The sequence below is a fragment of the Cyanobium usitatum str. Tous genome (assembly GCF_963920485.1).
GTDB classification, from domain to species: domain Bacteria; phylum Cyanobacteriota; class Cyanobacteriia; order PCC-6307; family Cyanobiaceae; genus Cyanobium_A; species Cyanobium_A usitatum_A.
The window spans coordinates 1,839,070-1,864,527 of sequence record NZ_OY986431.1 but is presented as its reverse complement, the minus strand read 5'-3'; the positions used below and the strand labels follow the sequence as shown (position 1 = coordinate 1,864,527).

General features: G+C 67.6%; 30 protein-coding genes and 1 tRNA gene. 25 read left to right on the top strand and 6 right to left on the bottom strand.

Features of this window, described 5'->3' with window-relative positions:
• Positions 1-38: 38 nt before the first annotated feature.
• Genes plsY through U9970_RS10055 form a run of 5 tightly spaced genes read right to left on the bottom strand, consistent with a single transcriptional unit; the run spans position 39 to position 4,182 of the window.
• A complete protein-coding gene (plsY, locus tag U9970_RS10075) occupies positions 39-665 on the bottom strand; it encodes a glycerol-3-phosphate 1-O-acyltransferase PlsY (protein ID WP_322766104.1) in 627 nt (208 codons plus the stop codon).
• A 50-nt stretch (positions 666-715) separates the two neighbouring features.
• Positions 716-1,630, bottom strand: a complete 915-nt coding sequence (locus U9970_RS10070) for a DUF3086 domain-containing protein (RefSeq protein ID WP_322764120.1) — start codon at positions 1,628-1,630, stop codon at positions 716-718.
• The gene (locus U9970_RS10065; protein ID WP_322764119.1) at positions 1,623-2,057 is read right to left on the bottom strand and encodes a DUF3119 family protein; all 435 of its coding nucleotides are present in this window, start codon (positions 2,055-2,057) and stop codon (positions 1,623-1,625) included. The genes U9970_RS10070 and U9970_RS10065 overlap by 8 nt, the downstream gene beginning before the upstream one ends.
• A complete protein-coding gene (locus U9970_RS10060) occupies positions 2,057-2,803 on the bottom strand; it encodes an MlaE family ABC transporter permease (protein WP_254936191.1) in 747 nt (248 codons plus the stop codon). The genes U9970_RS10065 and U9970_RS10060 overlap by 1 nt, the downstream gene beginning before the upstream one ends.
• A 14-nt stretch (positions 2,804-2,817) precedes the next feature.
• The gene (locus tag U9970_RS10055) at positions 2,818-4,182 is read right to left on the bottom strand and encodes an MFS transporter (protein ID WP_322764118.1); all 1,365 of its coding nucleotides are present in this window, start codon (positions 4,180-4,182) and stop codon (positions 2,818-2,820) included.
• A 98-nt stretch (positions 4,183-4,280) separates the two neighbouring features.
• On the opposite strand from U9970_RS10055, the gene U9970_RS10050 reads away from it, so the two are divergent.
• Positions 4,281-4,351, top strand: a tRNA-Gly gene (locus U9970_RS10050).
• A gap of 2 nt (positions 4,352-4,353) precedes the next feature.
• Here the strand turns inward: U9970_RS10050 and U9970_RS10045 are convergent.
• The gene (locus U9970_RS10045) at positions 4,354-6,420 is read right to left on the bottom strand and encodes a glycogen debranching protein (protein ID WP_322766103.1); all 2,067 of its coding nucleotides are present in this window, start codon (positions 6,418-6,420) and stop codon (positions 4,354-4,356) included.
• 191 nt (positions 6,421-6,611) lie between these two features.
• Between U9970_RS10045 and U9970_RS10040 the strand changes: the two genes are divergently transcribed.
• The 24 genes from U9970_RS10040 (at position 6,612) to U9970_RS09925 (ending at position 25,455) form a co-directional block, all read left to right on the top strand.
• Positions 6,612-7,283, top strand: a complete 672-nt coding sequence (locus U9970_RS10040; protein ID WP_322764117.1) for an MBL fold metallo-hydrolase — start codon at positions 6,612-6,614, stop codon at positions 7,281-7,283.
• 168 nt (positions 7,284-7,451) lie between these two features.
• The gene (locus U9970_RS10035; RefSeq protein ID WP_006911342.1) at positions 7,452-7,727 is read left to right on the top strand and encodes an HU family DNA-binding protein; all 276 of its coding nucleotides are present in this window, start codon (positions 7,452-7,454) and stop codon (positions 7,725-7,727) included.
• Positions 7,728-7,831: 104 nt separating this feature from the next.
• On the top strand, positions 7,832-8,788 hold the full coding sequence (gene gluQRS, locus U9970_RS10030) for a tRNA glutamyl-Q(34) synthetase GluQRS (RefSeq protein ID WP_322766102.1): 957 nt from the start codon (positions 7,832-7,834) through the stop codon (positions 8,786-8,788).
• A gap of 77 nt (positions 8,789-8,865) precedes the next feature.
• Positions 8,866-9,099, top strand: a complete 234-nt coding sequence (locus tag U9970_RS10025) for a hypothetical protein (RefSeq protein WP_322764116.1) — start codon at positions 8,866-8,868, stop codon at positions 9,097-9,099.
• A gap of 158 nt (positions 9,100-9,257) precedes the next feature.
• On the top strand, positions 9,258-9,524 hold the full coding sequence (locus tag U9970_RS10020) for a hypothetical protein (protein WP_322764115.1): 267 nt from the start codon (positions 9,258-9,260) through the stop codon (positions 9,522-9,524).
• Positions 9,508-9,897, top strand: coding sequence for an NADH-quinone oxidoreductase subunit NuoE family protein (locus U9970_RS10015; RefSeq protein WP_322764114.1), 390 nt, complete (start codon positions 9,508-9,510; stop codon positions 9,895-9,897). Before U9970_RS10020 ends, U9970_RS10015 begins: the two co-directional genes overlap by 17 nt.
• Positions 9,894-11,378, top strand: a complete 1,485-nt coding sequence (locus tag U9970_RS10010; RefSeq protein ID WP_322764113.1) for a NuoF family protein — start codon at positions 9,894-9,896, stop codon at positions 11,376-11,378. Before U9970_RS10015 ends, U9970_RS10010 begins: the two co-directional genes overlap by 4 nt.
• The gene (gene hoxU, locus U9970_RS10005) at positions 11,375-12,106 is read left to right on the top strand and encodes a bidirectional hydrogenase complex protein HoxU (RefSeq protein ID WP_322764112.1); all 732 of its coding nucleotides are present in this window, start codon (positions 11,375-11,377) and stop codon (positions 12,104-12,106) included. The genes U9970_RS10010 and hoxU overlap by 4 nt, the downstream gene beginning before the upstream one ends.
• Entirely contained in the window at positions 12,103-12,684 is a 582-nt protein-coding gene (locus tag U9970_RS10000; RefSeq protein ID WP_322764111.1) for an NADH-quinone oxidoreductase subunit B family protein, read from the top strand. The genes hoxU and U9970_RS10000 overlap by 4 nt, the downstream gene beginning before the upstream one ends.
• 11 nt (positions 12,685-12,695) lie before the next feature.
• Complete coding sequence (locus U9970_RS09995; protein WP_322764110.1) at positions 12,696-14,171, top strand: Ni/Fe hydrogenase subunit alpha; 1,476 nt, start codon at positions 12,696-12,698, stop codon at positions 14,169-14,171.
• 97 nt (positions 14,172-14,268) lie between these two features.
• Complete coding sequence (locus U9970_RS09990; RefSeq protein ID WP_322764109.1) at positions 14,269-14,631, top strand: nucleotidyltransferase domain-containing protein; 363 nt, start codon at positions 14,269-14,271, stop codon at positions 14,629-14,631.
• Between the two features lie 64 nt (positions 14,632-14,695).
• On the top strand, positions 14,696-15,007 hold the full coding sequence (locus U9970_RS09985; RefSeq protein WP_322764108.1) for a HEPN domain-containing protein: 312 nt from the start codon (positions 14,696-14,698) through the stop codon (positions 15,005-15,007).
• Complete coding sequence (locus U9970_RS09980; RefSeq protein ID WP_322764107.1) at positions 15,004-15,150, top strand: hypothetical protein; 147 nt, start codon at positions 15,004-15,006, stop codon at positions 15,148-15,150. Before U9970_RS09985 ends, U9970_RS09980 begins: the two co-directional genes overlap by 4 nt.
• 18 nt (positions 15,151-15,168) lie before the next feature.
• Complete coding sequence (locus U9970_RS09975) at positions 15,169-15,459, top strand: hypothetical protein (protein ID WP_322764106.1); 291 nt, start codon at positions 15,169-15,171, stop codon at positions 15,457-15,459.
• Positions 15,456-15,884: a type II toxin-antitoxin system VapC family toxin gene (locus U9970_RS09970; protein WP_322764105.1), complete on the top strand. Its 429-nt coding sequence runs from the start codon at positions 15,456-15,458 to the stop codon at positions 15,882-15,884. Before U9970_RS09975 ends, U9970_RS09970 begins: the two co-directional genes overlap by 4 nt.
• A gap of 37 nt (positions 15,885-15,921) precedes the next feature.
• Positions 15,922-16,353, top strand: a complete 432-nt coding sequence (locus U9970_RS09965) for a hydrogenase maturation protease (RefSeq protein WP_322764104.1) — start codon at positions 15,922-15,924, stop codon at positions 16,351-16,353.
• Positions 16,346-16,687, top strand: coding sequence for a hydrogenase maturation nickel metallochaperone HypA (hypA, locus tag U9970_RS09960; protein ID WP_322764103.1), 342 nt, complete (start codon positions 16,346-16,348; stop codon positions 16,685-16,687). The genes U9970_RS09965 and hypA overlap by 8 nt, the downstream gene beginning before the upstream one ends.
• 57 nt (positions 16,688-16,744) lie before the next feature.
• Entirely contained in the window at positions 16,745-16,975 is a 231-nt protein-coding gene (locus U9970_RS09955) for a hypothetical protein (protein ID WP_322764102.1), read from the top strand.
• Complete coding sequence (locus tag U9970_RS09950; protein ID WP_322764101.1) at positions 16,972-17,376, top strand: PIN domain-containing protein; 405 nt, start codon at positions 16,972-16,974, stop codon at positions 17,374-17,376. Before U9970_RS09955 ends, U9970_RS09950 begins: the two co-directional genes overlap by 4 nt.
• Positions 17,377-17,578: 202 nt before the next feature.
• Complete coding sequence (hypB, locus tag U9970_RS09945) at positions 17,579-18,283, top strand: hydrogenase nickel incorporation protein HypB (protein ID WP_322764100.1); 705 nt, start codon at positions 17,579-17,581, stop codon at positions 18,281-18,283.
• A complete protein-coding gene (gene hypF / locus U9970_RS09940) occupies positions 18,280-20,601 on the top strand; it encodes a carbamoyltransferase HypF (RefSeq protein WP_322764099.1) in 2,322 nt (773 codons plus the stop codon). The genes hypB and hypF overlap by 4 nt, the downstream gene beginning before the upstream one ends.
• Positions 20,602-20,618: 17 nt before the next feature.
• The gene (locus U9970_RS09935; RefSeq protein WP_322764098.1) at positions 20,619-20,843 is read left to right on the top strand and encodes a HypC/HybG/HupF family hydrogenase formation chaperone; all 225 of its coding nucleotides are present in this window, start codon (positions 20,619-20,621) and stop codon (positions 20,841-20,843) included.
• A complete protein-coding gene (nifJ, locus tag U9970_RS09930; protein WP_322764097.1) occupies positions 20,840-24,427 on the top strand; it encodes a pyruvate:ferredoxin (flavodoxin) oxidoreductase in 3,588 nt (1,195 codons plus the stop codon). Before U9970_RS09935 ends, nifJ begins: the two co-directional genes overlap by 4 nt.
• On the top strand, positions 24,424-25,455 hold the full coding sequence (locus U9970_RS09925; RefSeq protein ID WP_322764096.1) for a dihydroorotate dehydrogenase-like protein: 1,032 nt from the start codon (positions 24,424-24,426) through the stop codon (positions 25,453-25,455). The genes nifJ and U9970_RS09925 overlap by 4 nt, the downstream gene beginning before the upstream one ends.
• Positions 25,456-25,458 lie beyond the last annotated feature (3 nt).

Here is a 25,458-nt window from a genome sequence, read left to right as displayed (position 1 = left end):
GCCAGGGGCGGATTGGGTTGTTTGGGACAGGGTATTGGTCAGGATTCCGGCTTTGCATGGCCCAGGCGCGGTTCGGTGCCCGCGCGAAGGCGTTGGATGTTGCTGCGATGCCGCAATACCACCACAAGGGTAGTGAGCACGGCAAGGGCTAGATAAGCAAGCCGCATGCCATGGGCCCCCACCATCAGAAGTGGCAGGCTGATTGCCGCCACCACGCTGGCGAGAGACACCAGCCGGGTGGAACTCAACACGGTGAGGAAGATGCCAAAACAGGCCATGCCCACCGCCGGTACCAGGCCTAGCAATACCCCCAGCCCGGTGGCCACGGCCTTGCCCCCCTTCCAGTTGAGCCAGATGGGCCAAATGTGGCCGGCCAGGGCCGCTAAGCCCGCCGCGACCACACCTGTGTCAGTCACACTCGTGCCGGTGCCCAATAGCGGTGCTCCAGGGGGCTGCAGCAGCGCCTTGGCCAGCAGCACGGCGGCGGCTCCTTTGAGCACATCCACCAAGAACACCGCCAAGGCCGGCCCCTTGCCGACCACCCGCAGCACGTTGGTGGCACCGGTGGAGCCGGAACCCTCGCGGCGGATGTCGAGGCCAGCCAGCCAGCGCCCCGCCAGGTAACCGCTGGGGATTGAGCCGAGCAGGTAGCCGGCGATCAGCATGGCCAGGGTGAGCAGGGTCACAGCTGTTGGCAGGGTCACGGTTGCAGGGGTCAGTAGGTTTCGTCGGCCATAAGTTCGCCGGGGCCGGCCGCGAAGACCAGCCAGAGCGGAAACTGCAGGATCGGGATCTCAAGCACCGGCTCGCCCGCATCCACCAGGATGAAGGGCAGCTCGCCCCGCTCTTCGAGGCGGTCGGCCCGCTCCACCAGGGCATCGGCCCGCTCAAACAGCACGATGCCGCTGCTGGGGCCGAAATCCTCGCGGGAAAGGCCCAGGCAGTCCTGCAGGCCGCGGCGCCACTCCCCCAGGCGCTCCGGTTGGCTGGCCAGCACCAGGGTTTGGAAGCGCTCGCCATAGAGCTCGCCCAGGATGGCGATGGCGGCGGCGGCCACCAAGGCATTGCGGCTGCGGCTGCCGCAGCTGGGCTGGGCGCCCCGGCCGCCCTGGCCCAGGAACCAGTCATCGAGCAGGGCGGCCCCGCTGGCATCCAGGCTGCGGCGCAGCTGCCAGGGATCGGCGTAGAAGTCGGGCTGGCCGCCAAAGCCGGCCAGGCGCTCGCGAATTAGGACTTCGTCTGGGCCGAACAGCCCCGCGGCCGCTACAGCCGCTTGGGGTTGGCTGGCTACGGGGGTGCTGCTGATCTGGTCGAGGGGGGAGGGCTGCACCAGCACCTGCTGGGGCACCAGCTCCACCTGCTCGGCGGCCACGGCGAGATCCTGCAGGGCTCCCACCAGGTAGTCCTGGAAGCCCTTGAGCCGTCTGGCCACCCCATCGGCCTGGCCAGCAAAGCTCGCTTCGATCTCCTTTTGGATCTGGCCGCGGCGCGCTTCCAGCTGGCGGATCTCCTCGAGCAGGGCTGTGCGCTGCTGCTGCAGCTCAGTAAGGGCCAGCTCCTGCCAGGGGGCCGCTGAGGGGGGCTCGGGGCTGGCAGGGGTGGGGGAAGCCTGGCTGGGGTCGTCAGACATCGCTTGGGGAATCGGGAGGTGCGGCGGGGGGGAGCTGGCTCAGGTGCTGCTCCAGCTGCTGGCGCAGGCTGGTTGCATCAAAGAGCACGGGCAGGAAGTGGATGCTGCCCTGTTCACGGAAATAAAACAGCACCGGCAGCCCCGGCCAAAAGATTGTCCAGCTCAGCCATTCCTGGTAGGGGAAGCGGCGCAGCAGGCTCTGCTGACGCCACACCAGCAGGGCATCACCGCCAAATTCCAGCCGCAGCAGGCGGGTTTGCAGCAGCAGAAACAAACCGAACACCGCTATGACCAGGCTGAGCCAGATGGCCCCAGCCCAAAGCGGGGTTAGGGCCAGGGCTGCTACTCCCAGGCCGATCACCCCAAGGGCTACGCCGTAGGCGGGGTCGAGGACTACGCCGCTAGTGCCGGGGGCAGGGGAGGTCATCAGGTGAACAGCAGCGAGGTGAGCAGGGCGTCCATCAGGGCGACTGTGACCAGAATCATGACCACGGCGCCGGTGGTGCTGGTGCCCACCTCCTTGGGACCACCCCGGGTGGTGAGTCCCCAGCCACAGGCGATTACAGCGATCTGCAGCCCAAATACCAGGGCTTTGAGCAGCATCGAGGGCAGGTCATCGGGCTCCATCCAGGTGCGCACCGAGCTCCAGAACACCGCCGGGGGGATGTTGTAAAGCAGCGTGCTGCTCACCTGGCCCGACCAGATCCCCACCCAGAAGAACAGCAGGCATTGCACCGGCGCCATGATCACCATCGCTACTACCCGGGGCACCACCAGGTACTCCACGGGGTCGGTGCGCAGCATCGTGATCGCATCGATCTGCTCGGTCACCTTCATGGTGCCGATCTGGGCCGCATAGGCCGTGGCCACCTTGCCGGTGAGCAGGGTGGCGGTGAGCAGGGGCGCGATCTCCCGTGACAGCCCCAGGGCCAATAGACCGCCCACCGTGGCGCTGGCGCCCTGTTTGGAGAGTTCCGCAGCCACCTGGATGTTGAACACGGTGCCCGCAGCCAAGGCCGTGATCAGCACGATCAGGAAGCTGCCAGGGCCGGCTTCCATCAGCTCTTGCATCAGATCGTTGAAGCCGATGCGCCCCTTGGCGATGGCGCTCACCGCCTGGCCGCCAACCAGCAGGCTGGCTCCCAGGCGCCGCAGCCAGCGCGGTGTTGTCAGCCAGGCGGGGCGCTTCATGGCTGGCGGTGCAGGCCTTTCTCCGGCCAGCGTCGCATCACCAGCAGGCCAGCGGCGATCAGCACGGCCGGAATCAGGCCCATGCATAGGCGGATGGTGGTGAGGGCAGTAGTCGGCTGGGCCAGTCCCTGGGCGGCCTGGTAGCCGCTGAGGCTCAAGCCGTTACCAAGGGCAAACACGGCCACACCGATGCCCAGTTTCTGAGTCACCACCATCCAGGCGGTGTAGAGCCCGGCCGGTTTGTCGGGATCGGCATCGATTGCGTCGGGCAACAGGGCCCAGGGGATCAGGTAGGCGGTGGAGGCCCCCAGGCCCGTAACCATGATCGTGAGCACCAGTAGGCCCAGGGAGATGCCATTGCTGAAGCTGCCCAGGGGGGCAGTGCTGCCATCGAGGGGCACCAGCAGGCTGGCTCCCAGGCAGCCGGCAATCCACAGACCCGTGCCCCAGCGCAGGGCGCAGACGCGGCCGTGGCTCCCTGCCACCCGGCTCCACAGTTGCAGCCCCGCCAGGGCACTGAGCTGGAAGGGAATCAGGATCCAGGTGCTCCAGCTCTCCGGTAGCTGCATCACCACGGCCAGGAAAATCAGCGACACCGGCTGCATCAGCTGCAGGGCACACCAGAGCAGCAGGTAAAGCCCCAGCACCTTGAGAAAGCGAGGGTTGGCGGCGACGCGCTGCAGCTGGCGCCGGATCGGTTCCGGGTGGCCCGTAGGGCGCTGGCAGTTGCGCGCGAAGGGGGCTAAGCCCCAGCAGCACAGCAGGGTGAACACCGTGAGGACAATTCCGGACACCCAGCCCATACGTAGGTAGCCCTCCGCGCCCTGGCCCACCAGCAGGGCCCCCAGCACCAAGCCGGCTAATCCAGCCAGGATCGATCCGGTGAAGCGGCTGGCATTCAGCTGGGTGCGCAGCTGGGTGGAACTGGTGAGCTCGGAGGCCAGGGCTGAGTAAGGCAGGTTGACGCAGGTGTACAGCCCCATGGCCACCAGCTGAATCGCCACCAAAATCGCGAACTTCTGCCAGTTCCCCCCCGGCGGCACCCACCACATCGCAACCAGCGCCAGGCCTAGGGGAAGGGCGCTGCCAGCCATCCAGGGCAGCCGAGGGCCCCAGGGGTGCTTGGTGTGGTCGCTGAGCCAGCCCACTAGGGGGTCGTTGATGCCATCCCACACCTTCAGCACCATCAGCACCAGGCCCGCCATCCAGGCCGGCAGCCCGACCACGCCAGTGTAAAAAACAAATAGGTAGAAGCCCAGCTGGGTGGCAGCCATGCCGGTGCCGATGTCGCCGAGGCCATAGCTCCACAGCAGGCGACGCCGGGCTGCCTGCCCCAAGCTTGGTTCTTCAGCTGTAATCATCGGGGCCGCTTGGGGCTTGGGGTGGGCAGGCCATAATGGCTGAGCTGAGTTACTTAGGTAACATCATCAGAGCATGTGATTCGTACACATGTACTGCTGCGGGCGTAGTTTAGTGGTAAAACCTCAGCCTTCCAAGCTGATGATGCGGGTTCGATTCCCGCCGCCCGCTCTTTAAAGCTTCCGGCCTTCCAGCAGCGGGGCCGCCACCAGCAGCATCAGGCTGCGGCTTTGCAGGGGTGCGCCGGCGGGTAGCCACGCCTCAGGCTGGGAAGGCAGGTCTTCGCCGGGGGGTAGGGCCGTATCAATCACCCTCAGCCAGCCCTGGCGGCAGCTGGGCAGCTCAAAGTGCATGGCCTTGCTGTAGGCGTTCATGCCGCACCAAACCAAGGGGCCCTGGTGACTGTCATTGAGGCTCCAGGCCAGGGTGTGGGACCAGCTCGCCCAGTCCGGGTTGGCTAATTCGACCCCGTGCCACTGGCGCCAGAGGTGGCCCCGATCGCCGCTGCGCCGCTGGGGTTTGTCATCAAGGGGCAGCTCGGGGTTGAACAGCCCGGCTAGATGGGCCCGCAATTGCAGCAGGCGTTGCAGAAACAGGCGCAGGGCCAGGTCGCCAGTATCTGGTTGCCAGTGCATCCAGCCGAGGGGGTTGTTCTGGCACCAGGTGTTGTTGTTGCCGCCCTGGCTGCGGCGCACCTCATCACCCATCAACAGCATCGGTACTCCCGGTGCGAGCAGCAGGCTTGTGAGCAGGTTGCGCAGCTGGCGCTCGCGCAGGGCCGTGATGGCGGAATCGGAGCTGGGGCCCTCCACACCGTGGTTCCAGGTGTTGTTGTGGTTGTCGCCGTCGCGGTTGTCCTCGCCGTTGGCCAGGTTGTGCTTGCCGTTGAAGCTCACCAGATCGGCCAGGGTGAAGCCGTCGTGGGCGGTCAGGAAGGTGATGCACTGACCTGGATGCACCGGCGTGTTGGTGAAAAGGTCTGGGCTGCCACTGAGGCGCTGGGCCATGGTCCAGCAGGTTTTTTCATCACCCTTCCAAAAGCGACGCAGGTCGTCGCGGAAGCGACCGTTCCAGGTGGCCACCCGGCGGGCGGGGAAGTCGGCGAGGCGATAAAGGCCGCCGCAGTCCCAGGGTTCGCTGATCAGTTTCAGGTCGCCTAGGTCTGGATCGGCCTCCATGTCCTCGAATAAGGGCGGCGAGTCCAGGGGGGCCAGGTTGTCGCCGCGGCTGAGGGCGATGCCCAGGTCGAAGCGGAAGCCATCAATGCCCAGCTCCGTGGCCCAGCAGCGCAGTGATTCCAGAATCAGCCGCCGCACCAGCGGCCGGTTGGCCGCAATGGTGTTGCCGCAGCCGCTCACATCTTGGTAATCGCCTTTGGCGCTCTGCTGGTAGTAGAGGCGGTCGCAGAAGCCGCGCCAGCTGAGGGTGGGCCCATCCTGATTGCCCTCGGTGGTGTGGTTGTAGACCACATCCAGTAGTACTTCGATGCCGGCCCGGTGGCAGGCGGTCACCAGTTGCCGCACCTGGTCGCGGCCGCTGAGCGGGTCATCGCCCACCAGATAGTCGGGATGGGGCGCCATCCAGCTCAAGGGGCTGTAGCCCCAATAGTTGTGGCGTCCGGCCGGGGCGTCGTTGGGATCGAAGGCCATCACCGGCAGCAGCTCGATGGTGGTGATGCCCAGATCCTTCAGGTAGGGAATGGTGGGGATCAGGCCCAGCAAGCTGCCCTGCAGCTGGGCCGGCACGGGACAACCCGGTCCCTGGGTGAAGCCACCGACGTGCATCTCGTAGATGACGCTCTTCTGCCAGCTGTGGCGCGGCCGGGGGGCGTGGCTGAAATCAAAGCGGTCGCGCTCGGTTACTACTCCCTTGAGGCAGTGGCCGGTGTTGGGTGCCGCCCCAACGGCGCCGCCACGCCGATAGCCGTGCCAGCCGGCTATCGCTCGGGCACAGGGGTCGAGCAGCACCTTGGACGGGTTGAAGCCATGGCCGCCCGGCTGCAGTGGCCCAAATGCCCGGTAGCCGTAACAGCTGCCCAAGCCCAGACCCTCCACCTCCACATGCCAGTGATCAGCCGAGCGGTGCCGCTGGTCCAGTTCCACCACCCGCGTTGGTTCGCTCGCCTCGCCGTCGGCGAACAGCAGCAGCTCAATGCGGGTGGCCAGAGGGGCTACCACTGAAAAATTGACACCCCGGCTGGTGAGGCTTGCCCCCAGCGGCCAGGGCTGGCCGATGTGAATCCCTTGGTGGTGATTCGGCGGTGGAGCTAGCTCAGGACTGTTGAATTGGACCGTCAAGGGGCCGAGCCTGCTGCGATGACGCTAGGCGCGAATCTGGTCTGGGGCAGCAGGCAGTTGCCTGCGGTGCCCGTCTCCGGACGGATTGGGCTCCACCCCTTGCTCGCGCCACCTGCTTAAACAAGTTGACCCAGTTGACCCAACCCCCCGAAACCGGCCGGCCGCCCCAGCTGGTGCGCCCTGGTCTGTGGCTGTTCGCCCCCAGCCGCGATAGCCAGGGGGGAAGCAGCTGGCTGCTGGAGGCGTCTGCCTACGGGGGTAGCGGAGATCTGCTGGTGGATTGTCCGGGATTCACTGAGGCGAATCTGGCGATGTTGCGCCAGCGCACTGAGCTGGTGGGGCCAGGCCGGCTCGTGCTCACTAGCCGCGAGGGCCACGGCCGCTGCCGGCGCTGGCAGGAGGCCCTGGGCTGGTCTGTGCTGGTGCAGGAGCAGGAGGCCTACCTGCTGCCGGGTGTGCAGGGGTGCAGCACCTTTGGCGAGCAGCTGACCCTGGCTCCCGGGCTCCAGCTGCTCTGGACCCCAGGGCCCACGCCCGGCTCCTGCGTGCTGCTGGTGCGTGCTGGAGCAGTCGATGGCCTGTTTTGTGGGCGCTTGCTGTTACCAACCGGACCAGCTGTGCTGGCGCCCTTGCGCACGGCGCGCACCTTCCACTGGCCCCGCCAGCTGGCCAGTTTGGAGCGGCTGCGCAGTTGGTTGCCAGCGGGCTCTCCCGACTGGATCGCCAGTGGTGGCGGGCTTGGTGCCCTGCGGGGCGACAAGCTCGTCCATGGGGGTGCGGAGCTGCTGGCTGGGCTCGTCTTTTGAGCCATGTGGGGAAATTGTCACGAAAACCGTTGCGGCAGAGCACTTTTGTGTTGCAGCAGCGTCCAGAGCCCCATACCATTGGCGCGCTCATCTCAGGGCCGGTCGGGGTTTTCCGACTCGCCACCTTTCGTCGCAACACGACCGCCACCCCCGAGGCTTTCTATTCCCATGAACAAAGCTGATCTCGTCAACCTCGTTGCCGCCCGCACCGAGCTCACTAAGACCGACGTCTCCCAAGTCGTCGACGCCGCCATTGAAACCATCATCGACTCGGTCGTGGAAGGCAAGAAGGTGTCAATCCTGGGCTTCGGCTCCTTCGAGCCCCGTGAGCGCTCTGCCCGCCAGGGCCTGAACCCCAAGACCGGCGAGAAGATCAAGATCCCCGCCAAGCGGGTGCCTGCCTTCACCGCCGGCAAGATGTTCAAAGACCGCGTCCAGGGCTGATCTGGTTTCAGGTAATTCCTGCCACGGCGGCCCCTCGGGGCCGCTTTTTTTGTGCCCACGGCAGAGTGAGCCCCCAAGTGATGCTTCCCCCCCTGCTGGCTGCTGTGCCGTTGCCATCCCCCCTGCAGGCCCTGGTTGAGGCAGGCCTGGCCCAGCGCCAGCGGGGGTATCGCGGCCGTTTCGCCCCATCCCCCACCGGCGCTCTGCACCGCGGCAACCTGCGCACGGCCCTGCTGAGTTGGCTGCACGCCCGGCTGCGGGGGGGCGCCTGGTTGCTACGCCTCGACGACCTCGACACGCCCCGCAATCGGGCCGGTGCTGAGACATCGATCCTGGCCGATCTGGCCTGGCTTGGCCTTGATTGGGACGGTCCGGTGCTGCGCCAGAGCGAGCGGCGCGGGCTCTATGCCACGGCCCTGTCAGCCCTGCGGCGCCAGGGCTTGCTCTATCCCTGCCACTGCAGTCGCCGCCTGCTGGCCCATATCTCTGCGCCCCACGGCGCTGCTGCCGTGTATCCGGGCACCTGCCGGGCTGCCAGTGGCGGCTGGGGGCCGGTGCAGGGGCGGCTGCCCAGCTGGCGCTTGCGGCTGGAGCCCGGGAGCCTGCATTGGCTGGAGAGCTATGGCGCTCCTGGGGAGCTCGATGGGCCAGCGGCTGTTGGTGATGTGGTGTTGCGCCGGGCTGATGGTTACCTCGCTTATCACCTGGCCACGGCGGTGGATGAGCTGGTTTTGGGAATCAGCGATGTGGTGCGCGGTGACGACCTCTGGAGTGCCACTGGTGCCCAGGTGGCCGTGATGGCTGCCCTGGGCGCGGCCCCGCCCCGCTACGGCCATGTGCCGCTTTGGTGCGATGGCGGCGGGCGGCGGCTCAGCAAGCGAGAGGGCGCCGAGGGGCTCGCGAGTTACCAGCAGCGCGGCATGGACGCAGCGGCAGTGGTGGGCCAGCTGGCAGCCAGTGCGGCTTTGCTGCCAGCGGGCAGCTGCCTTTCAGCCGCTGAATTACTGCAGCAACTCAGCTCAGAGCGGCTGGACCAGCTCCTCCGCGGCGCCCAGGCTTAAGGAAGGTTTCGGGATCAAGTGGGGAAAAGCGCATCACACTGGCGGATAGCGCTAAGTCCCCGAATGGGGACATTTCGATGACCTACTCCGATGGGCCCCTGCAGCTGTCAAGCCAAGCAAATTCCTGCCGCTGTCAGCAATGCGGAGGCAGCGGCATGCTGCGTCTGGACGATCAGCGCTATCGCACCTGCCTTGATTGCTTAGGTCAGGGCAAGGTGCTGCACGCCATGGGTGCTACCACCGTCGCCGCCATTCTTCAAGGACGGGCTGGGCTGCAGGTCAGCCTTTCTGCCTCTTCTTCCGCCAGATGAAAAAGGCTGCGGTAGCCACCACCACGGCCAAGGGCGCCGCAGTTAACAGCAGCAAAATCACGGCAGTCCAGTCCGTGTACATCGCTCAGAGGCCAAACCGGAGCCATCATCCCAGTAAGCCGTTCTGGTTGCCGATCCCCATGGCACGGATATTTCCCATGGCTCCGATATTTCGATCAGCCCTTGCAGTGGGGGCCATCAGCACTGCTTTGCTCGTAGGGCAGCCAGGCCGGGCCGGGGTGGAGTTTGACAACTGCCAGCCCGCCGCCGATGGCGGCATCAGCTGCGACACCCGTCCCACCGGCAATACCCAGATGGATGACGAGGCGGCCCGCTATGGACTTGTTAACGACGCCAGCCCCGGCTGGAGCGAGTTCGATCCCGATCAGGGCTTTGAGGACGACCTCGGTGGTAACGACACCTGATCGCCCCGGCTGCCATGCCCTGGACGCCTCGCTGATTGAACGCCTGCACGCTGTGCAGCAGCGGCATGGCTACCTGCCGCGGGCTGAGCTGCAGCAGCTGGCGGTTGCCATGCAGCGACCCCTTAGCGACGTGATGGGGGTGGCCAGTTTTTATCACCTGTTTCGGCTTGTTCCCCCGCCATTGCACCGCTGTGTGGTGTGTCGTGGCACCGCCTGCTTTGTGCGGGGGGCGGAGCGGCTGGAGGCGGGTCTGCGGCGGCGGGGGGTGGCGTTTGAGACCGCCAGTTGTGTGGGGGCCTGCGGCCAGGCGCCGGTGCTGGTGCTCGATGGCGCTGTTGGTCGCGGCGACCCCGCTGCGCTGCCAGAACCATGAAGGCGGCCATCTCCTGGCGCTGTTGTGATGCCACCTCCTGCCGGGCGGCGGGGGCCGCGGCCCTGCGGCAGAGCTTGGTGGCCCAGCACGGGGCGGAGCGGGTGAAGTCGGTGGGCTGCCTGCGGCTGTGTGGTCAAGGTCCCCTAGCCGCCGCCGACCACGACGATGGCCGCGTCGAGTTGTTTGGCGGCGTGGCCGCTGAGCGCCAGCTGGATCCGCAGCATCCCTTCTTCAGCCTGCAGCGTCCGGTGGTGCTGGAGCGCTGTGGCCTGGTGGATCCGGGCTGCCTCGACGACGCCCTTGCCCAAGGCGCCTACGCCGCCCTCGCCGCCTGCCGCCAGCTGGCACCAGCGGCGGTGGTGGAGGAGCTGGAGCGCAGCGGGCTGCGGGGCCGCGGCGGGGCCGGCTATCCCACCGGCCGCAAATGGCAGTTGGTGGCGGCCCAGCCGGGCAGCAGCAAGGTGGTGGTGTGCAACGCCGATGAGGGCGACCCGGGTGCCTTCATGGACCGGGCCGTGCTGGAGGGCGATCCCCACCGGCTGCTGGAGGGCATGGCGATTGCAGCCCATGCCGTGGGGGCCAGCGAGGGTTTTATTTACGTGCGGGCCGAATACCCCCTAGCCATTGAGCGGTTGCGCGGCGCCATCGCCGCTGCTGAGGCCAGGGGGTTGCTGGCGGGGTTTGCCATGCGGCTGCGCATCGGTGCCGGGGCCTACGTTTGCGGCGAGGAAACGGCCCTGCTGCATTCGATCGAGGGGGGGCGGGGCACGCCGCGGCCGCGGCCGCCCTATCCGGCGGTGTCGGGCTTGTGGGGCCTGCCCACCTTGATCAACAACGTTGAAACCTTTGCTGCCGTGCCGGCGATCTTGCGGCAGGGCGGCGCCTGGTATGGCGCCATGGGCACCGCAACCAGCAAGGGCACCAAGGTGTTTGCCCTCTCTGGTGCCATCACCCACACCGGCTTGATCGAGGTGGAGATGGGCACCAGCCTGCGCACCATCGTTGAAACGATGGGAGGAGGGGTGCCTGCTAACCCCAACGGCAGCCCTGGCGTGGTGAAGGCGGTGCAAACCGGTGGCCCCTCGGGCGGCTGCGTGCCGGCGGCGCTGCTCGATACCCCGGTCGACTACGAGGGACTGCAAGCGCTGGGATCAATCATGGGTTCGGGCGGCATGGTGGTGATCGACGAGTCGCTGGCGATGCCTGAGCTGGCCCGCTATTTCATGGGCTTCTGCGTGGCCGAGAGCTGCGGCAAGTGCCTGCCCTGCCGGGCTGGCACGGTGCAGCTGGAGCAGCTGCTCGATCGCTTCGTGGAGCGGCGCGCCACCGGCGCGGATCTCGTGCAGCTTGAGCAGCTTTGCGGCATGGTCAAAGCCACCAGCCTTTGCGGGCTGGGCCAGTCGGCTCCCAATCCGGTGCTGAGCACCTTGCGCTTTTTTCGCGCTGAATATGAGGCGGCCATCGCCGGGGCTGGGCCATGACCCAGGCATCACCCACTATCACCCTGCAGATCAACGGCCAAACCTGCACGGTGGCGGCCGATGCAACGCTGCTGCAGGCGATCCGCAGCGCCGGTCTGCAGGTGCCCACCCTCTGCCACCTCGATGGCCTCACTCCAGTGGGGGCCTGCCGACTTTGTTTGGTGGCCCTTGAGGGCCACCCCAAACTCGAACCGGCCTGTGTCACCACCGTGGCTGAAGGGATGGTGGTTCATACCCACACACCGGAGTTGGAGGGCTACCGGCGCATGGCGGTGGAGCTGTTCTTCGCAGAGGGAAATCACGTGTGTGCCTTCTGCGTGGCCAATGGCTCCTGCGAGCTGCAGGACGTGGCGGTGGAGGTGGGCATGGACCACTCCCGTTTCCCCTACCAGTACCCCCAGCGCCATGTCGACGCCTCCCATCCCCAGTTCAGCCTCGATCACCACCGCTGCATCCTCTGCACCCGCTGCGTGCGGGTGTGCGATGAGATCGAGGGGGCGCACGTATGGGATGTGGGCTACAGGGGCAGCGCCTGTTCGATCATTGCCGGCCTCGACCAGCCCTGGGGCGAGGTGGAAGCCTGCACCTCCTGCGGCAAGTGCGTGGATGCCTGCCCCACCGGCGCCCTGTTCCGTAAGCAGGACGCCACCGCCGAGAAGCAGCCCCACCCCGAGCGGGCCCAGCAGCTGGCTGAAGCGCGCACTGACCGCCGCTGGCGCAACCAATGACTACTCCCCAGGTGCAACCCCCAAAGCTGCGATTCGCCACGGTGTGGCTGGCCGGCTGCAGCGGCTGCCACATGTCCTTTCTCGACCTTGATGAATGGCTCTTTGAGCTCGCCGAGGCGGTGGAGATCGTCTACTCACCGGTGGCGAGCGACATCAAGGTGTTTCCCGAGGGGGTGGATCTGTGCCTGGTGGAGGGGGCGGTGGCTAACGCCGACAACCTCGAGCTGGCCCTGCAGCTGCGGGCCCGCAGCAAGTTGGTGGTGTCCTTTGGTGATTGTGCCGTGAGCGCCAACGTGCCGGGCCTGCGCAACCTCTGGGCCGGGGTGGCTGGCGGCAGCCGCCAGAGCGTGCTGGAGCGCGGTTATGTGGAGCTGGCCGATCGCGGCGCCCAGCACCCCCACGCCCCCGGCATCGTGCCGGAGCTGCTGGAGCGGGTGCTGCCGCTGCATGAGGTGATTGCGGTGGATCACTTCCTGCCGGGTTGTCCGCCCTCGGCGGAGCGGATCCGGGCGTTTCTGGAAGCCCTGCTGCGCGGCGAGCCGCCGCCGCAAGGTCAGGCCATGTTGAGCTTCGGCTGAGGCAGATCGCTGTGAACTCTGAATTCACCCCCCGCACGATTACGATCGATCCAGTGACCCGCATCGAGGGCCACGCCAAGATCACGCTCCACCTCGATGACACCGGTCGGATCGCTGATGCCCGCTTCCACGTGGTGGAGTATCGCGGCTTCGAAACCTTCTGCGAGGGCCGTCCCTTCACGGAAATGGCGGGCATCACGGCGCGCATCTGCGGCATCTGCCCGGTGAGCCACCTGCTGGCCGCGGCGAAAACCGGCGACAAGCTGCTGGCGGTGCCGCCGCCGGCGGCGCGCAAGCTGCGGCGGCTGCTGAACCTGGCCCAGCTCACCCAGAGCCATGCGCTGTCGTTTTTTCACCTCAGCAGCCCCGATTTTCTGCTGGGCTGGGAGAGCGATCCGGCCAAGCGCAATGTGTTTGGTCTGATGGCGGCTGATCCGGAGCTCGCCCGCGCCGGCATCCGCCTGCGCCAGTTTGGCCAGCAACTAATCGAGCAGCTGGCGGGCCGCAAGATCCATGCGGCCTGGGCGGTGCCCGGGGGCGTTCGCACGCCGATGACGCCTGAGACGGCGGCCTGGATCCAGCAGCGCTTGCCCGAAGCCGAAGCCACGGTGCGGCTGGCCCTGGAGGTGTTTCAGCGCTTGCTGGATCAGCAGCTGGCCGAAGAGCAGCGAGTGTTTGGCACGTTTGATTCGTTGTTTATGGGCCTGGTGGATGACCAGGGCCAGTGGTCGTGCATCGATGGCCTGTTGCGGCTGGTGGACAGCAGCGGCGCCGTGGTGGCCGATGGCCTTTCAGAGGACGACTACGCCAGCTTCTTGGGCGAGGCGGTGGAGAGCTGGAGCTACCTGAAATTTCCCTACTACAAGCCCCTGGGCTATCCGGAGGGGATGTATCGAGTGGGCCCCTTGGCGCGCCTAAATGTGTGCGAGCGGATCGGCACCCCCTGGGCCGATGCCGAGCTGGCGGCCTTCCGCGCCCGCAACGGCACCAGCGCCAGCGGCGGCCGGATTGCCATTTCTTCTTTTGCCTATCACCAGGCTCGGCTGGTGGAGATCGTGGCCTGTCTGGAGGCGATCGGCCTGCTGGCGCAGGATCCCGAGCTGCAATCCCCCCATGTGCGCAGCCATGCCAGCCTCAACGCCAACGAGGCGGTGGGGGTGAGCGAAGCGCCCCGGGGCACCCTGTTTCACCACTACCGGGTAGATGACGAAGGCCTAATTACCCGGGTGAACCTGATCATCGCCACCGGCCAAAACAACCTGGCGATGAACCGCACCGTGGCCCAGATCGCCCGCCACTACATCGGCCCTTCGCCCCTGGCCGAGGGCGCCGAAATCCCCGAAGCCCTGCTCAACAGGGTGGAAGCGGGCATCCGCTGCTTCGATCCCTGCCTGAGTTGCAGCACCCATGCCGCCGGCCAGATGCCGCTGCGTATTGCCCTGCTGGATGCGGCCGGGCGGCTGCTGGCGGAGCGGGTGCGGGATTGAGCATCGACCTCAATCGCTGTGGCACCGTCCCAATCATCATGCCCACCTTCCCAATCATTTTTTCTTCCACCCCTGGAGATCGGCCAGAATGTTCTCCATGACTGCCACGGCCCGCCCCTCCAGCTATCACTACGAGGTGGATGAGCCGCTGTTGAGCTCCATCGCGGCCGAGATCCAGGCGGCTATCCCCGGCGCCGAAGTGCGCCTGTTTGGCTCCCGCGCCCGCGGTACCGCCCGGCCGGATTCCGACCTTGATCTGCTGGTGACCGTGCCCGATGCCTGGTTGGCCAGTCATTCGCGTTTTGAGGAAACAGGGTCTTTGGGACACAAGCTGGCCCATCACAGGATCCCGATTGATCTGCTCCTTTATTCCCATCGGGAGGTTCAGGAGCGCCGCTTGTCCAGCCAGCATGTGGTGACTGAGGCTTATAGAGATGGCAGGGAGCTTTATGCCCTCTGACCGGCACCGCGAAGCAGCTCGGATCCTCCGCATTGCCCATCGGGATTTCAAGGCCGCGAGGTCCATGCTCGATGCCGATCTGTTTGACGAGGCCACCTGGGGATTTCAGGTCCAGCAGGCCACCGAAAAGGCACTGAAAGCCTGGATTGCGGCGCTTGAGCACGAGTATCCCCGTACCCATGACCTGGCCTTGCTTTGCCGCCTGGTCATGGATTTCGGTGGCGATCCAAGCCCGTACCTGTCATTGGAGAACTTCACCCCTTTTGGGGCCAGGCTTCGGTATGAGGATGAGCAAGAGCCGCTCAATCTCAACAGAGACGCCTGGAACCAGCTCTGCGCAGAACTGCTTGCCCATGTGGCCTCGCTGATCCCATGAACGAGGCCGAAACCCGCATCGAACCCGATGCCCTGCGCAAAAAGGGCCAGCTGCCCACCAACGCCAGCGTTTTCTTCACCATCACCCATGCCGGCCAGCCTTTGCCAGTGGAGATCGCAGCGCACCAGCCCCAAGGCTCGTAATACGTTTGGGAGGGCACCATGCGGACCATTTCAGTGCGCCTCGATGATGGAGGTGAGGCAAGGCTCGACAGCCTCTGCCAGGTCCTCGGCCTCAGCCAAAGCGAGGTCGTCAAGGCCGGCCTTGCTCTGCTGCAGCAGCAAGCCACCAGCCCGGCAGCCCTGGCGGAGCGCTTTGGCCTGGTCGGCAGCTTCTCAAGCAACGCTCCGGACAGCGGCACCACCAGCCGGGGAAGGGACCATGCCGCTCTGCTCCGTCAGAAGCTGAATCATCAGCACAAGCGGGAACGGCAGATCGGGCCTCAGCCGTGAGTCGTTCCCTGTTTCGCGGTGCCACCTTGCTTGACACCGGTCCGCTGGTTGCCTGGTTCGATCGCAGTGATCAGGACCATGGGGCCTGTGCTGAGTTATTTGAGCTGCATCAGGGGGCTTTCTTGTCCACCTGGCCGGTTTTGACAGAGGTCTGCCATCTGATCCCTGCGGATGTGGCACCGCGCTTCCTCTCCTGGGTGTCGCTCGGTGGTCTGAACCTTGCGGAGCTCGGTGGATCCGCCCTGGAGTTGATGGCGAACTGGATGCGCCAGTACGGCGACCTGCCAATGGACCTGGCGGATGCTTCCCTGCTCTGGGTGGCCCAGCAGTATGGAATCCGCCGTATTGCGACCCTCGATCGACGCGACTTGGGGATCTATCGATTACCGGGTGGCGAGAGCCTTGAAAACCTTCTCAATCCCTGAGTCAGGATCCCTGAGTCTGAATCCCTTCCTTCTGCCCATGCCCGCCCGCCACCAGCGCACCCCCCTGGTGATCGGCATCGGCAATTCCCTCCGCGGCGACGACGGCGTTGGGGCACTGCTGGCCGAACAGGTGGGAGGCCGCAGCGTCCAGCAGCTCACCCCTGAGCTGGCTGCGGAGCTGGCCGAGCTGGAGGCGGTGTTGTTTATCGATGCCTGGCTGGCGCCGGCCGGCGCGGCTCCCCGGATCACAGTGATCTCGCTTGCCGCTGGTGCGGCCGAGAGCCACCGGCTCGAGCCGCCCCAGCTGCTGGCTATCAGCCAGGCGCTCTACGGCCGCGCCCCTGCAGCCCACCTGCTCCAGGTGCCGGCGACGCGCTTCGAGCACGGCACCACGCTCTCGGCTGAGCTCCAGGCCGCTTTGCCCCAGGCCCAGGAGCTCATGAAGGGTTGGCTGGCGCGCCATGCATGAACTCAGCTTGATGGAGGCGGTGCGCGATCAGGCGCTGGCGGCGGCCAGCGCTGAGGGTGCCAGCCGGATCACGGCGATCAGCCTGCGCATCGGCAGCCTGGCCGGGGTGGAGCCTGAGGCGTTGCGCTTCGCTCACACGGTGGTGATGGCCGGCACGATCGCCGCTGGCGCCGAGCTGCGCATCGAGATCGAAGCGGCCGAATGCCATTGCACCGCCTGCGACGCCCCCTTCCTCGCCCTGGATGGCTGCTGCGACTGTCCCCGTTGTGGTGCGATCAGCCGTCAGTTGCTGCGTGGCCGCGACCTGCGGCTACTGAGCCTGGAGGTGGTGTGAGGGTGCCTGATTCCCTGCTATGTCCATGTCAAAATCTGATTATTAAAAGACAAAACAATGAAAGTGACGGTTGAGCTTTCCGAGGAGGAGATGGTTGAAGTCCTCGAGCTCACGGGTGAGCGCAAAAAAGGTCCGGCCATTCGTCTACTGATGGAGGAGGCTCTGCAGCGGCATCGACGCGCCCGCATCGCTCAGCGTTTCCTCAGCGGCGAGTGGGGGGTGGAGCTGGATAGTTTTGAGGCTGATCGACAGCGCGACCGCGACCGGGACCAGGCGCTGGCCCGATGACGCTCTTGCTCGATAGCAGTCTCTGGATCGACTTCACCCGGGCCCGGAGCCCGTTGGCCTTGAAGCAGTTCATCGCCCCGTTTGTGCTCGATCCAGCGGCCCATCTCGCCGAGCCGGTGCGCTTTGAGCTCCTGCGCTCGGCCCGACCGGACGAGGCCCAGCGGCTAGAGGCCCAGTTCGCCACATTGCCATCCCTGGCCACGCCGCCAGACCTCTGGCGGCAGGCGATTGTCCTGGGCCAGGACTGCCGTGCCATCGGCCGCACGGTGCTGAGCCTCGACCTGCTGGTGGCCGCCGTGGCTCTGCATCACAATGCCGTGCTGGTGAGCTTTGATGCCGACTTTGAGGCCGTGGCCTTGGTGAGTTCTCTGCGTCTGCAGCGGTTGCATCGCCCTAGCTGAAGCCGCCGCCATCTCCGCCAGACGCCTGGCGCTTTCCCGCTGCACCAGTGCCTGCAGGGCTTGTTTGAGCTGCATGGCGGTGGTGCGCATCGGGAACCTTTCAGGGCACCACTTTCTACTCACCATTTTGATCATCAATTGCTGACGCTGTCCGCACTGTCCAGCGTTCCTAGCCTGGAAACGGCCTCTGCCCTTAGCTGCCATGTGCCGCGACTGCTCCTGCGGACAGCCGGCGCCTGAGCCGCTCCCAGCACCAACCCGCCAGCTGTCCCTGCACACGGCCCTGCTGCAGCGCAACGACGCCCAGGCAGCAGGCCTGCGCCAGCGCTTCGAAGCCGCAGGCGTCACGGTGGTGAACTTGCTCTCCTCCCCCGGCTCGGGCAAAACCGCCCTGCTGGAAGCCCTGGCCCAGCGCCTCGATCCCGCCGGCTTGGCGGTGATCGTGGGCGATCTGGCCACCGACAACGACGCCCGCCGCCTCCAGGCCGCCGGGCTGGCGGCGGTGCAGATCACCACCGGCCAGGCCTGCCACCTGGAGGCGCCGATGGTGGCCGAGGGGCTGCATCGCCTCCATCACCAGGGCATCAGCCTTGATCAGCTCGAGCTGCTGGTGATCGAGAACGTCGGCAACCTGGTGTGTCCCGGCGCCTACGACCTGGGCGAGAGCCTGCGGGTGGTGCTGCTCTCCACCACCGAGGGAGAAGACAAGCCGCTCAAATACGCGCCGATCTTCCACGGCGCCGATCTGGTGCTGATCACCAAGATCGACCTGGCCGAGGCGGTGGGCTTCGATCGCGCCGCTGCCCACGCCGCCATCGCCCGGGTGGCCCCCCACGCCCGCGTGTTGGAAACCTCGGCCCGCAGCGGCGCCGGCCTCGACGCCCTGATCAACGCCCTGGCGCGATGAAGCAGGCCCGGCTGCACCTCTGGTGCCGCGGCGTGGTGCAGGGGGTGGGTTTTCGGCCCCTGGTGCATCGCCTGGCCACCGAGCTGCTGCTGGTGGGCGAGGTGGAGAACGTCGCTGGCGCCGTCAGGCTGGAGTTGCAGGGGGAGCGCCGCTCGCTGGAGCTGCTGGTGCGGCGGTTGCCCGAGGCGTTGCAGCCCCCCGGCGCCCTTGAGCCACTGGCGCCCGAGTGGCTCCCGCCCCTCGTTCCGGCGCCGCCTGGCCTGCGCATCGCCGCCGCATCGGGCCAACCCCTGGGTGCCGGCCTGATCGCCCCGGCCCTCGCCGCCGATCTGGCCCCCTGCCCCACCTGTCTGGCCGAACTCCACGACCCTGCCAACCGCCGCTACCGCTACCCCTTCATCAGCTGCAGCTGCTGCGGGCCGCGCTACTCGATCGCCACGGCAGAGCCCTACGCCCGCGCCCACACCAGCCTGGTGGGCTTCCGCCTGTGCGCCCTCTGCCAGCAGGAGTTTGACGACCCCGGCGATCGCCGCTTCCACGCCGAAACGATCGGCTGCCCCGCCTGCGGGCCCCAGTTGCAGTGGCAGGGGCCTGGGCCCGGCGGCGTGGATCCGCTGGCGGCAGCCCTGGCCCTGCTGGCGGCGGGCGGAATCCTGGCCCTGCAGGGGGTGGGCGGCTTCCAGTTGCTCGTGGATGTCAGCAACGGGGCGGCGGTGGCCCGGTTGCGCCAGCGCAAGCAGCGCCCGGCCAAGCCCCTGGCCCTGCTGGTGGCCGATCTGGAGGCCATCGCTCCCCTGGTGGAGCTATCGGAGCCTGAAAGGCTCCAGCTGCAGCACCCGGCCGCGCCGATCGTGCTGCTGCGGTTGCGGCCAGGCCAGCGCCAGCCCTTCGCCGGGGTGGCCCCCGGCAGTGCCGCTTTGGGGATGATGTTGCCGGCTTCGCCGTTGCACCAGCTGCTGGCGGTGGGTTTTGGCCGCCCCCTGGTGGCCACCAGCGGCAACCGCAGCGGCGAGCCCCTCTGCCTCGAACCAGCCGAGGCCCTCGATCGCCTCACCGGCATCGCCGATGGCTTCCTGCTGCACAACCGCCCGATCGCCCGCCGCCTCGACGACTCGGTGCTGCAGGTGATCGAAGGGCGGCCGGTGCTGCTGCGCCGGGCCCGCGGCTACGCCCCCCAGGTCCTAGCTCTGCAGGCCCCGCCGGGCACCGCCCTGGCCCTTGGCGGTGATCTCAAAAGTGCGCCGGCCCTGGCCCGCGGCGGCCGCGTTTGGCTGGCGCCGCTACTGGGCGATCTGGCCGGGCCCCTGCCCCAGCAGCTGCTGGGCGAGGGGCTCGAGCACCTGCTGGAGCGCCCTGGCCCCGGGCTCGCTGCCCTGGCCTGCGATGGCCATCCCGGCTACGCCAGCCACCAGCTGGCGGCGGCGGCGGCCCGGCGGCTGGGGCTGCCGTTGCAGCTGGTGCAGCACCACCGCGCCCACGGCCTGGCGGTGGCGGCCGAGCACGGCCTGCAGCTGCCCCTGCTGGTGTGGGCCTGCGACGGCCTCGGCTATGGCGAGCCGGCCGAGGCGAGCGGCCATCGGCTCTGGGGCGGCGAGCTGCTTTGGCTCACGCCCAGCGGGGCTGAGCGTTGGGCCTGCCTGCGTCCCTTTCCCCTGCCCGGCGGCGAGCGGGCCATGGTCGAACCCCGCCGCGCCGCCCTGGGGCTGCTGGCCGCGGCCGGCCCGGAGTCCTTGAGCCATCCGGGGGCCGCTGCCTGCCGGGCTGCTTTCAGCCCCGGCGACTGGCAGCTGCTGCTGCAGGCCATCGCCAGCGGCTGCCATAGCCCGCTTTGCTCCAGCACTGGCCGCCTGTTTGATGCGGCGGCCTCCCTGCTGGATCTTTGCCAGCGCAGCAGCTTTGAGGGGGAGGCTGGGCTGCTGCTGGAGGGCCTAGCCCTGCAGGCCCCGCCTCCGCAGGTGGCGCCCATGCCGCTGCTGCCGGCTGCTGGGCTGGAGCTTGGCTGGCTCGACTGGCAGCCCCTGTTGCACAGCTTGTTGAACGCGGGCGTGGCGCCGCAGGAGAGCGCTGCCTGCTTCCACGCTTCCCTGGCGGCCGGCTTGGCCAGTGCGGCGGCTGAGGCGGCTGGGCGCCTTGGTGCCACCACGGTGCTGCTGGCCGGCGGCTGCTTCCAGAACCGCCTGCTGCTGGAGCTCACCGCCACAGCCCTGCGGGGGGCCGGTCTGGTGCCCCGCTGGGCTGAGCAGCTGCCCAGCAACGACGGTGGCCTGGCCCTGGGCCAGCTTTGGGCAGCTCTGGCTGACCTGCCTATAACGAAGTAGAGCGTGGAGGCCTACCCATGTGCCTGGCCACCCCCGGCCTGATCTTGTCGATCTCCGGGTCGGCGGCGGATGCCGGCCCTGATGCGGAGCTGTGGCGCCAGGCCGAGGTGGATTTCGGTGGCGTGCGCCAGGTTGTGAGCCTGGCCTGCCTGCCGGAGGCGGTGGTGGGCGATCGGGTGCTGGTGCACGTGGGCATGGCCCTGAGCGTCGTGCTCGCTGACGATCCCGCTGAGGAGCCATGAGCAGCCCCCAGCTCACGATTGATGGCAACGAGGCCGTGGCCCGGGTGGCCTACCGCCTCAATGAGGTGATCGCCATCTACCCGATCACCCCCGCTTCGCCGATGGGCGAGTGGGCCGATGCCTGGGCGGCCGAGGCCAGGCCCAACCTCTGGGGCAGCGTGCCGGCGGTGGTGGAGCTGCAGAGCGAAGCGGGTGCTGCCGGCACGGTGCATGGCGCCCTGCAGGCCGGGGCGCTCACCACCACCTTCACGGCCAGCCAGGGGCTGCTGTTGATGATCCCCAACCTCTACAAGCTGGCGGGGGAGCTCACTCCGGCGGTGCTGCACGTGGCGGCCCGCTCCCTGGCGGCCCAGGGCCTGTCGATCTTTGGCGATCACAGCGATGTGATGGCCACCCGCGGCAGCGGCTGCGGGATTCTCTGCTCGGCGTCGGTGCAGGAGGCGGGCGACTTTGCCGCCATTGCTGCCCGGCTCAGCCTGCGCAGCCGGCTGCCGTTCCTGCATGTGTTCGATGGCTTTCGCACCTCCCACGAGATCCAGAAGATCGAGCCGCTCAGCGACGGCCAGCTGCTCGAGCTGATGCCCGCGGCGGAGATCAGGGCCCACCGCGCCCGCGCCCTCAGCCCCAATCGGCCGGTGATCCGCGGCACCAGCCAAAACCCAGACGTCTACTTCCAGGCGCGCGAATCGGTAAATCGCTTCTACGACGCGGCCCCGGACCATCTGATCGAGGCGATGGCGCGCTTTGGCGAGCTCACTGGTCGCCCCTACCGCCCCTACGACTACGTCGGCCCCGCCGCTGCCGAGCGGGTGCTGGTGCTGATGGGGTCGGGCTGCGAGACCGCCGTGGAGGCGGCTGAGGCGCTGCAGGCCGCTGGTGAGCGGGTGGGGGTGCTGAAGGTGCGCCTGTTTCGGCCCTTTGCGGCCCGGCTGCTGGTGGAGGCCCTGCCGGCCAGCACCCGGGCGATCGCCGTGCTCGATCGCTGCAAGGAGCCCGGCGCCCCCGGCGAACCCCTCTACCTAGATGTGGTGGCAGTTCTGGCCGAGGAGTGGGCTGCGGTGCATGGAGTTGCACCACTGCCGGCGGTGCTGGGCGGTCGCTACGGGCTGTCGTCGAAGGAGTTCACCCCGGCGATGGTGAAGGCGGTGTTTGACCATTTGCGGCCCCTGCTGGCAGCTGGCCAGCCCCGCCCGCTCAACCACTTCACGGTGGGCATCGACGACGACCTCACCCACCGCTCCCTGCCCCTCGACAACAGCTTCCATACCGACGCAGCTGAGGTGCGGGCCGTGTTTTATGGCCTGGGCTCCGATGGCACGGTGGGGGCCAACAAGGCGGCGATCAAGATCATTGGCGAGGGCACCGATTTATATGCCCAGGGCTATTTCGTTTACGACTCCAAGAAGTCGGGTTCGGTCACGGTGTCGCACCTGCGCTTTGGACCCCAGCCGATCCGCTCCACCTACCTGATCCAGCGGCCCACGTTTGTGGCCTGCCACCAGTGGGATTTCGTCGAGCGCTTCGATCTGCTGGCCGGCATCGAGCCCGGCGGTGTGTTTCTGCTTAATAGCCCCTTTGCGCCAGCAGACACCTGGGAGCGGCTGCCGCAAGCCCTGCGCGCTCAGATCCGCAGCAAGGGGATTCAGGTGCAGCAGATCAATGCCTACCAAGTGGCGCGCCAGGCGGGCATGGGGCCCCACATCAACACGGTGATGCAGGCCTGCTTCTTTGCCCTCAGCGGCGTGTTGCCCCGCCAGGAGGCGATTGAGCGCATCCGTGACTCGATCCGCAAGACCTATGGCCGCAAGGGCGAGGCCGTGGTGGCCATGAACCTGGCCGCCCTCGATGCCAGCCTCGATCACCTGCAGCCGCTCCCCTGGCAGGACCTGCCCGATCCCGCCCCCGCGCCGGTGCCGGACGACCGCCTGGCCGCGGCGCCCGATTTTGTGCGGGAGGTGATCGGGCCGATGCTGGAGCGCCGCGGCGACGCCCTGCCGGTGAGTGCCCTGCCCTGTGATGGCACCTGGCCGGTGGGCACGGCCCGCTGGGAGAAGCGCAACATCGCTGATGCGGTGCCGGTGTGGGAAACGGACCTGTGCGTGCAGTGCGGCAAGTGCGTGCTGGTGTGCCCCCATGCGGTGATCCGCGCCAAGGTGGGCGCACCGGAGCTCTTCGCCGCAGCCCCCGAGGGCTTCCGCACCGCCCCCGCTCGCGACCCCGCCTTTGCCGGTCAAACCTTCACCATCCAGGTGGCCGCCGAAGACTGCACCGGCTGCGCCCTCTGCGTGGAGGTGTGCCCCGCCCGCGACCGCAGCGAGCCCAAGCGCAAGGCGATCAACATGGCGCCGCAGCGGCCTTTGCGAGAGCAGGCCCGCGGCAACTGGGACTTCTTCCTGCAGCTGCCCGAGGTGCCCCGCGCCGAGCTCAACCTGCACAAGATCGGCCAGCAGCAGCTGCAGCAGCCCTTGTTTGAGTTTTCCGGCGCCTGCGGCGGCTGCGGCGAAACGCCCTACCTCAAGCTCGCCTCCCAGCTGTTTGGCGATCGGATGTTGATTGCCAATGCCACCGGTTGCAGTTCGATCTACGGCGGCAACCTGCCCACCACGCCCTGGAGCGCCAACGCCGAGGGGCGGGGCCCGGCCTGGAGCAATTCCCTGTTTGAAGACAACGCCGAATTCGGCTATGGGATGCGGGTGGCGCGCGACCAGCAGCGCCAGATGGCCCTTGATCTGTTGGAGCGGTTGGCGGGCCAGCTGCAGCCAGAACAACTCCCGCCCTCCCTGGCCGCGGCGATCCGCAACGCCGACCAGGGCGATGAGGCCGGCATCGTTGAGCAGCGCCAGCGGGTGGCCGAGCTCAAGGCGCGTTTGGCCGTTATGGAGCAGCCCGAGGCCCGCCAGCTGCTGGAGCTGGCCGATGCCCTGGTGAAAACCAGCGTGTGGCTGGTGGGGGGCGATGGCTGGGCCTACGACATCGGCTTTGGCGGCCTCGACCACGTGCTGGCCAGTGGCCGCGACGTCAACGCCCTGGTGCTCGACACCGAGGTGTATTCCAACACCGGCGGCCAGGCCTCCAAAAGCACCCCCCGGGGGGCGGTGGCCAAGTTTGCCGCCGCCGGCAAGGCGGCCCCCAAAAAAGATCTGGGCCTGATGGCGATGACCTACGGAACCGTCTATGTCGCGAGTGTGGCGATGGGGGCCCGCGACGAGCACACCATCCGCGTTTTTCTGGAGGCCGAGAGTTACCCGGGGCCCTCGCTGATCATTGCCTACTCCCACTGCATCGCCCACGGCATCGACATGGCCCAGGGCATGGCGCACCAGAAGCTGGCGGTGGATTCGGGCCGCTGGCTGCTCTACCGCTACGACCCGCGTCGGGCCGAGCGCGGCGAGACGCCCTTGCAACTCGACAGCCCGGCGCCAAAGCGCTCGCTCAAGGAGGCGATGGAGCAGGAAAACCGATTCCGCATGCTGCGCTACAGCCAGCCGGAGCGGGCCCAGGCCCTGGTGCGCCAGGCCCAGCGCGAGCTGGAGTGCCGTTGGGCCACCTATCGGGCTCTGGCTCAGCCAGCCCCCAAGCCATGATCCCCGACCTCTCCACCACCTATCTCGGCCTGGCCCTGCGCAGCCCCCTGGTGGTGGGCGCTGCCGCGCCCCTCAGCGAGGAGCTGGCTCAGTTGCAGGCCCTGGAGCGGGCTGGGGCAGCGGCGATTGTGCTGCATTCCCTGTTTGAGGAGCAGATCGAGCAGGAGCAGCTCGACCTGCACCGCCATGCCATGGCCGGAGCCGATAGCTATGGCGAGGCTCTCACCTACGTGCCGGAGCCATCGATCTTCCATGGCGGGGAAGACCTCTACCTGCGCCATCTCGAGCAGGCCCGCAAGCATCTGGCGGTGCCGGTGATCGCCAGCCTCAACGGCACCAGCCCTGGCCGCTGGGTGGAGTCGGCCCGGCGGATCGAGGCGGCTGGCGCGGCGGCGCTGGAGCTCAACATCTACGCCATTCCCACCGACCCCGAGCTCTCCAGCGCCGCCATCGAGGCGGGCGTGGAGGAGATCGTGCGTCAGGTGCGCGCCGAGGTGCGCCTGCCCCTGGCGGTGAAGCTGAGCCCCTTTTTCACCAACCTCAGCGCCATGGCCCGGCGCTTGGCGGCAGCAGGCGCTGATGGGCTGGTGCTGTTCAACCGCTTCTACCAGCCCGACATCGACATCGAGACCATGGAGGTGCGGCCCAACCTGCTGCTCTCCACCCCCCACGACCTGCGCCTGCCGCTGCGCTGGATTGCCCTGCTGCACGGCCGCCAGCCCCTGGATCTGGCCGCCAGTGGTGGCGTGCACCGGGGCACCGATGTGGTGCGGCTGTTGATGGCGGGGGCTGCGGTGACCCAGGTGGTGGGGGCGCTGCTGCGCCACGGCCCCGAGCGCCTGGCGGGCCTGGAGGAGGAGCTGGCCACCTGGCTGATGGAGCACGAGGTGGCATCGGTGGCGGAGCTGATCGGCTGCATGAGCCAGCAGCGCTGCCCCAATCCGGCCGAATACGAGCGGGCCCAATACATGCGCGCCATCCAGGGCTACCGTCCCGCCGATGCCCGCCAGGCGCCGGGCCCCTGGTGAGTG

What these genes read in the sequence shown, in the direction of transcription:
- U9970_RS09975 (WP_322764106.1), top strand. Translation starts at nt 15,169, where the DNA reads ATGCGGACCATTTCAGTGCGCCTCGATGATGGAGGTGAGGCAAGGCTC.
- hypB (WP_322764100.1), top strand. Translation starts at nt 17,579, where the DNA reads ATGTGCCGCGACTGCTCCTGCGGACAGCCGGCGCCTGAGCCGCTCCCA.
- U9970_RS10035 (WP_006911342.1), top strand. Translation starts at nt 7,452, where the DNA reads ATGAACAAAGCTGATCTCGTCAACCTCGTTGCCGCCCGCACCGAGCTC.
- U9970_RS10055 (WP_322764118.1), bottom strand. Translation starts at nt 4,182, where the DNA reads ATGATTACAGCTGAAGAACCAAGCTTGGGGCAGGCAGCCCGGCGTCGC.
- hoxU (WP_322764112.1), top strand. Translation starts at nt 11,375, where the DNA reads ATGACCCAGGCATCACCCACTATCACCCTGCAGATCAACGGCCAAACC.
- hypF (WP_322764099.1), top strand. Translation starts at nt 18,280, where the DNA reads ATGAAGCAGGCCCGGCTGCACCTCTGGTGCCGCGGCGTGGTGCAGGGG.
- plsY (WP_322766104.1), bottom strand. Translation starts at nt 665, where the DNA reads ATGCTGATCGCCGGCTACCTGCTCGGCTCAATCCCCAGCGGTTACCTG.
- U9970_RS10000 (WP_322764111.1), top strand. Translation starts at nt 12,103, where the DNA reads ATGACTACTCCCCAGGTGCAACCCCCAAAGCTGCGATTCGCCACGGTG.
- nifJ (WP_322764097.1), top strand. Translation starts at nt 20,840, where the DNA reads ATGAGCAGCCCCCAGCTCACGATTGATGGCAACGAGGCCGTGGCCCGG.
- U9970_RS10065 (WP_322764119.1), bottom strand. Translation starts at nt 2,057, where the DNA reads ATGACCTCCCCTGCCCCCGGCACTAGCGGCGTAGTCCTCGACCCCGCC.
- U9970_RS09955 (WP_322764102.1), top strand. Translation starts at nt 16,745, where the DNA reads ATGAAAGTGACGGTTGAGCTTTCCGAGGAGGAGATGGTTGAAGTCCTC.
- hypA (WP_322764103.1), top strand. Translation starts at nt 16,346, where the DNA reads ATGCATGAACTCAGCTTGATGGAGGCGGTGCGCGATCAGGCGCTGGCG.
- U9970_RS09990 (WP_322764109.1), top strand. Translation starts at nt 14,269, where the DNA reads ATGACTGCCACGGCCCGCCCCTCCAGCTATCACTACGAGGTGGATGAG.
- U9970_RS09985 (WP_322764108.1), top strand. Translation starts at nt 14,696, where the DNA reads ATGCTCGATGCCGATCTGTTTGACGAGGCCACCTGGGGATTTCAGGTC.
- U9970_RS10020 (WP_322764115.1), top strand. Translation starts at nt 9,258, where the DNA reads ATGGCTCCGATATTTCGATCAGCCCTTGCAGTGGGGGCCATCAGCACT.
- U9970_RS09935 (WP_322764098.1), top strand. Translation starts at nt 20,619, where the DNA reads ATGTGCCTGGCCACCCCCGGCCTGATCTTGTCGATCTCCGGGTCGGCG.
- U9970_RS10010 (WP_322764113.1), top strand. Translation starts at nt 9,894, where the DNA reads ATGAAGGCGGCCATCTCCTGGCGCTGTTGTGATGCCACCTCCTGCCGG.
- U9970_RS09980 (WP_322764107.1), top strand. Translation starts at nt 15,004, where the DNA reads ATGAACGAGGCCGAAACCCGCATCGAACCCGATGCCCTGCGCAAAAAG.
- U9970_RS09965 (WP_322764104.1), top strand. Translation starts at nt 15,922, where the DNA reads ATGCCCGCCCGCCACCAGCGCACCCCCCTGGTGATCGGCATCGGCAAT.
- U9970_RS09925 (WP_322764096.1), top strand. Translation starts at nt 24,424, where the DNA reads ATGATCCCCGACCTCTCCACCACCTATCTCGGCCTGGCCCTGCGCAGC.
- U9970_RS10070 (WP_322764120.1), bottom strand. Translation starts at nt 1,630, where the DNA reads ATGTCTGACGACCCCAGCCAGGCTTCCCCCACCCCTGCCAGCCCCGAG.
- U9970_RS10025 (WP_322764116.1), top strand. Translation starts at nt 8,866, where the DNA reads ATGACCTACTCCGATGGGCCCCTGCAGCTGTCAAGCCAAGCAAATTCC.
- U9970_RS09950 (WP_322764101.1), top strand. Translation starts at nt 16,972, where the DNA reads ATGACGCTCTTGCTCGATAGCAGTCTCTGGATCGACTTCACCCGGGCC.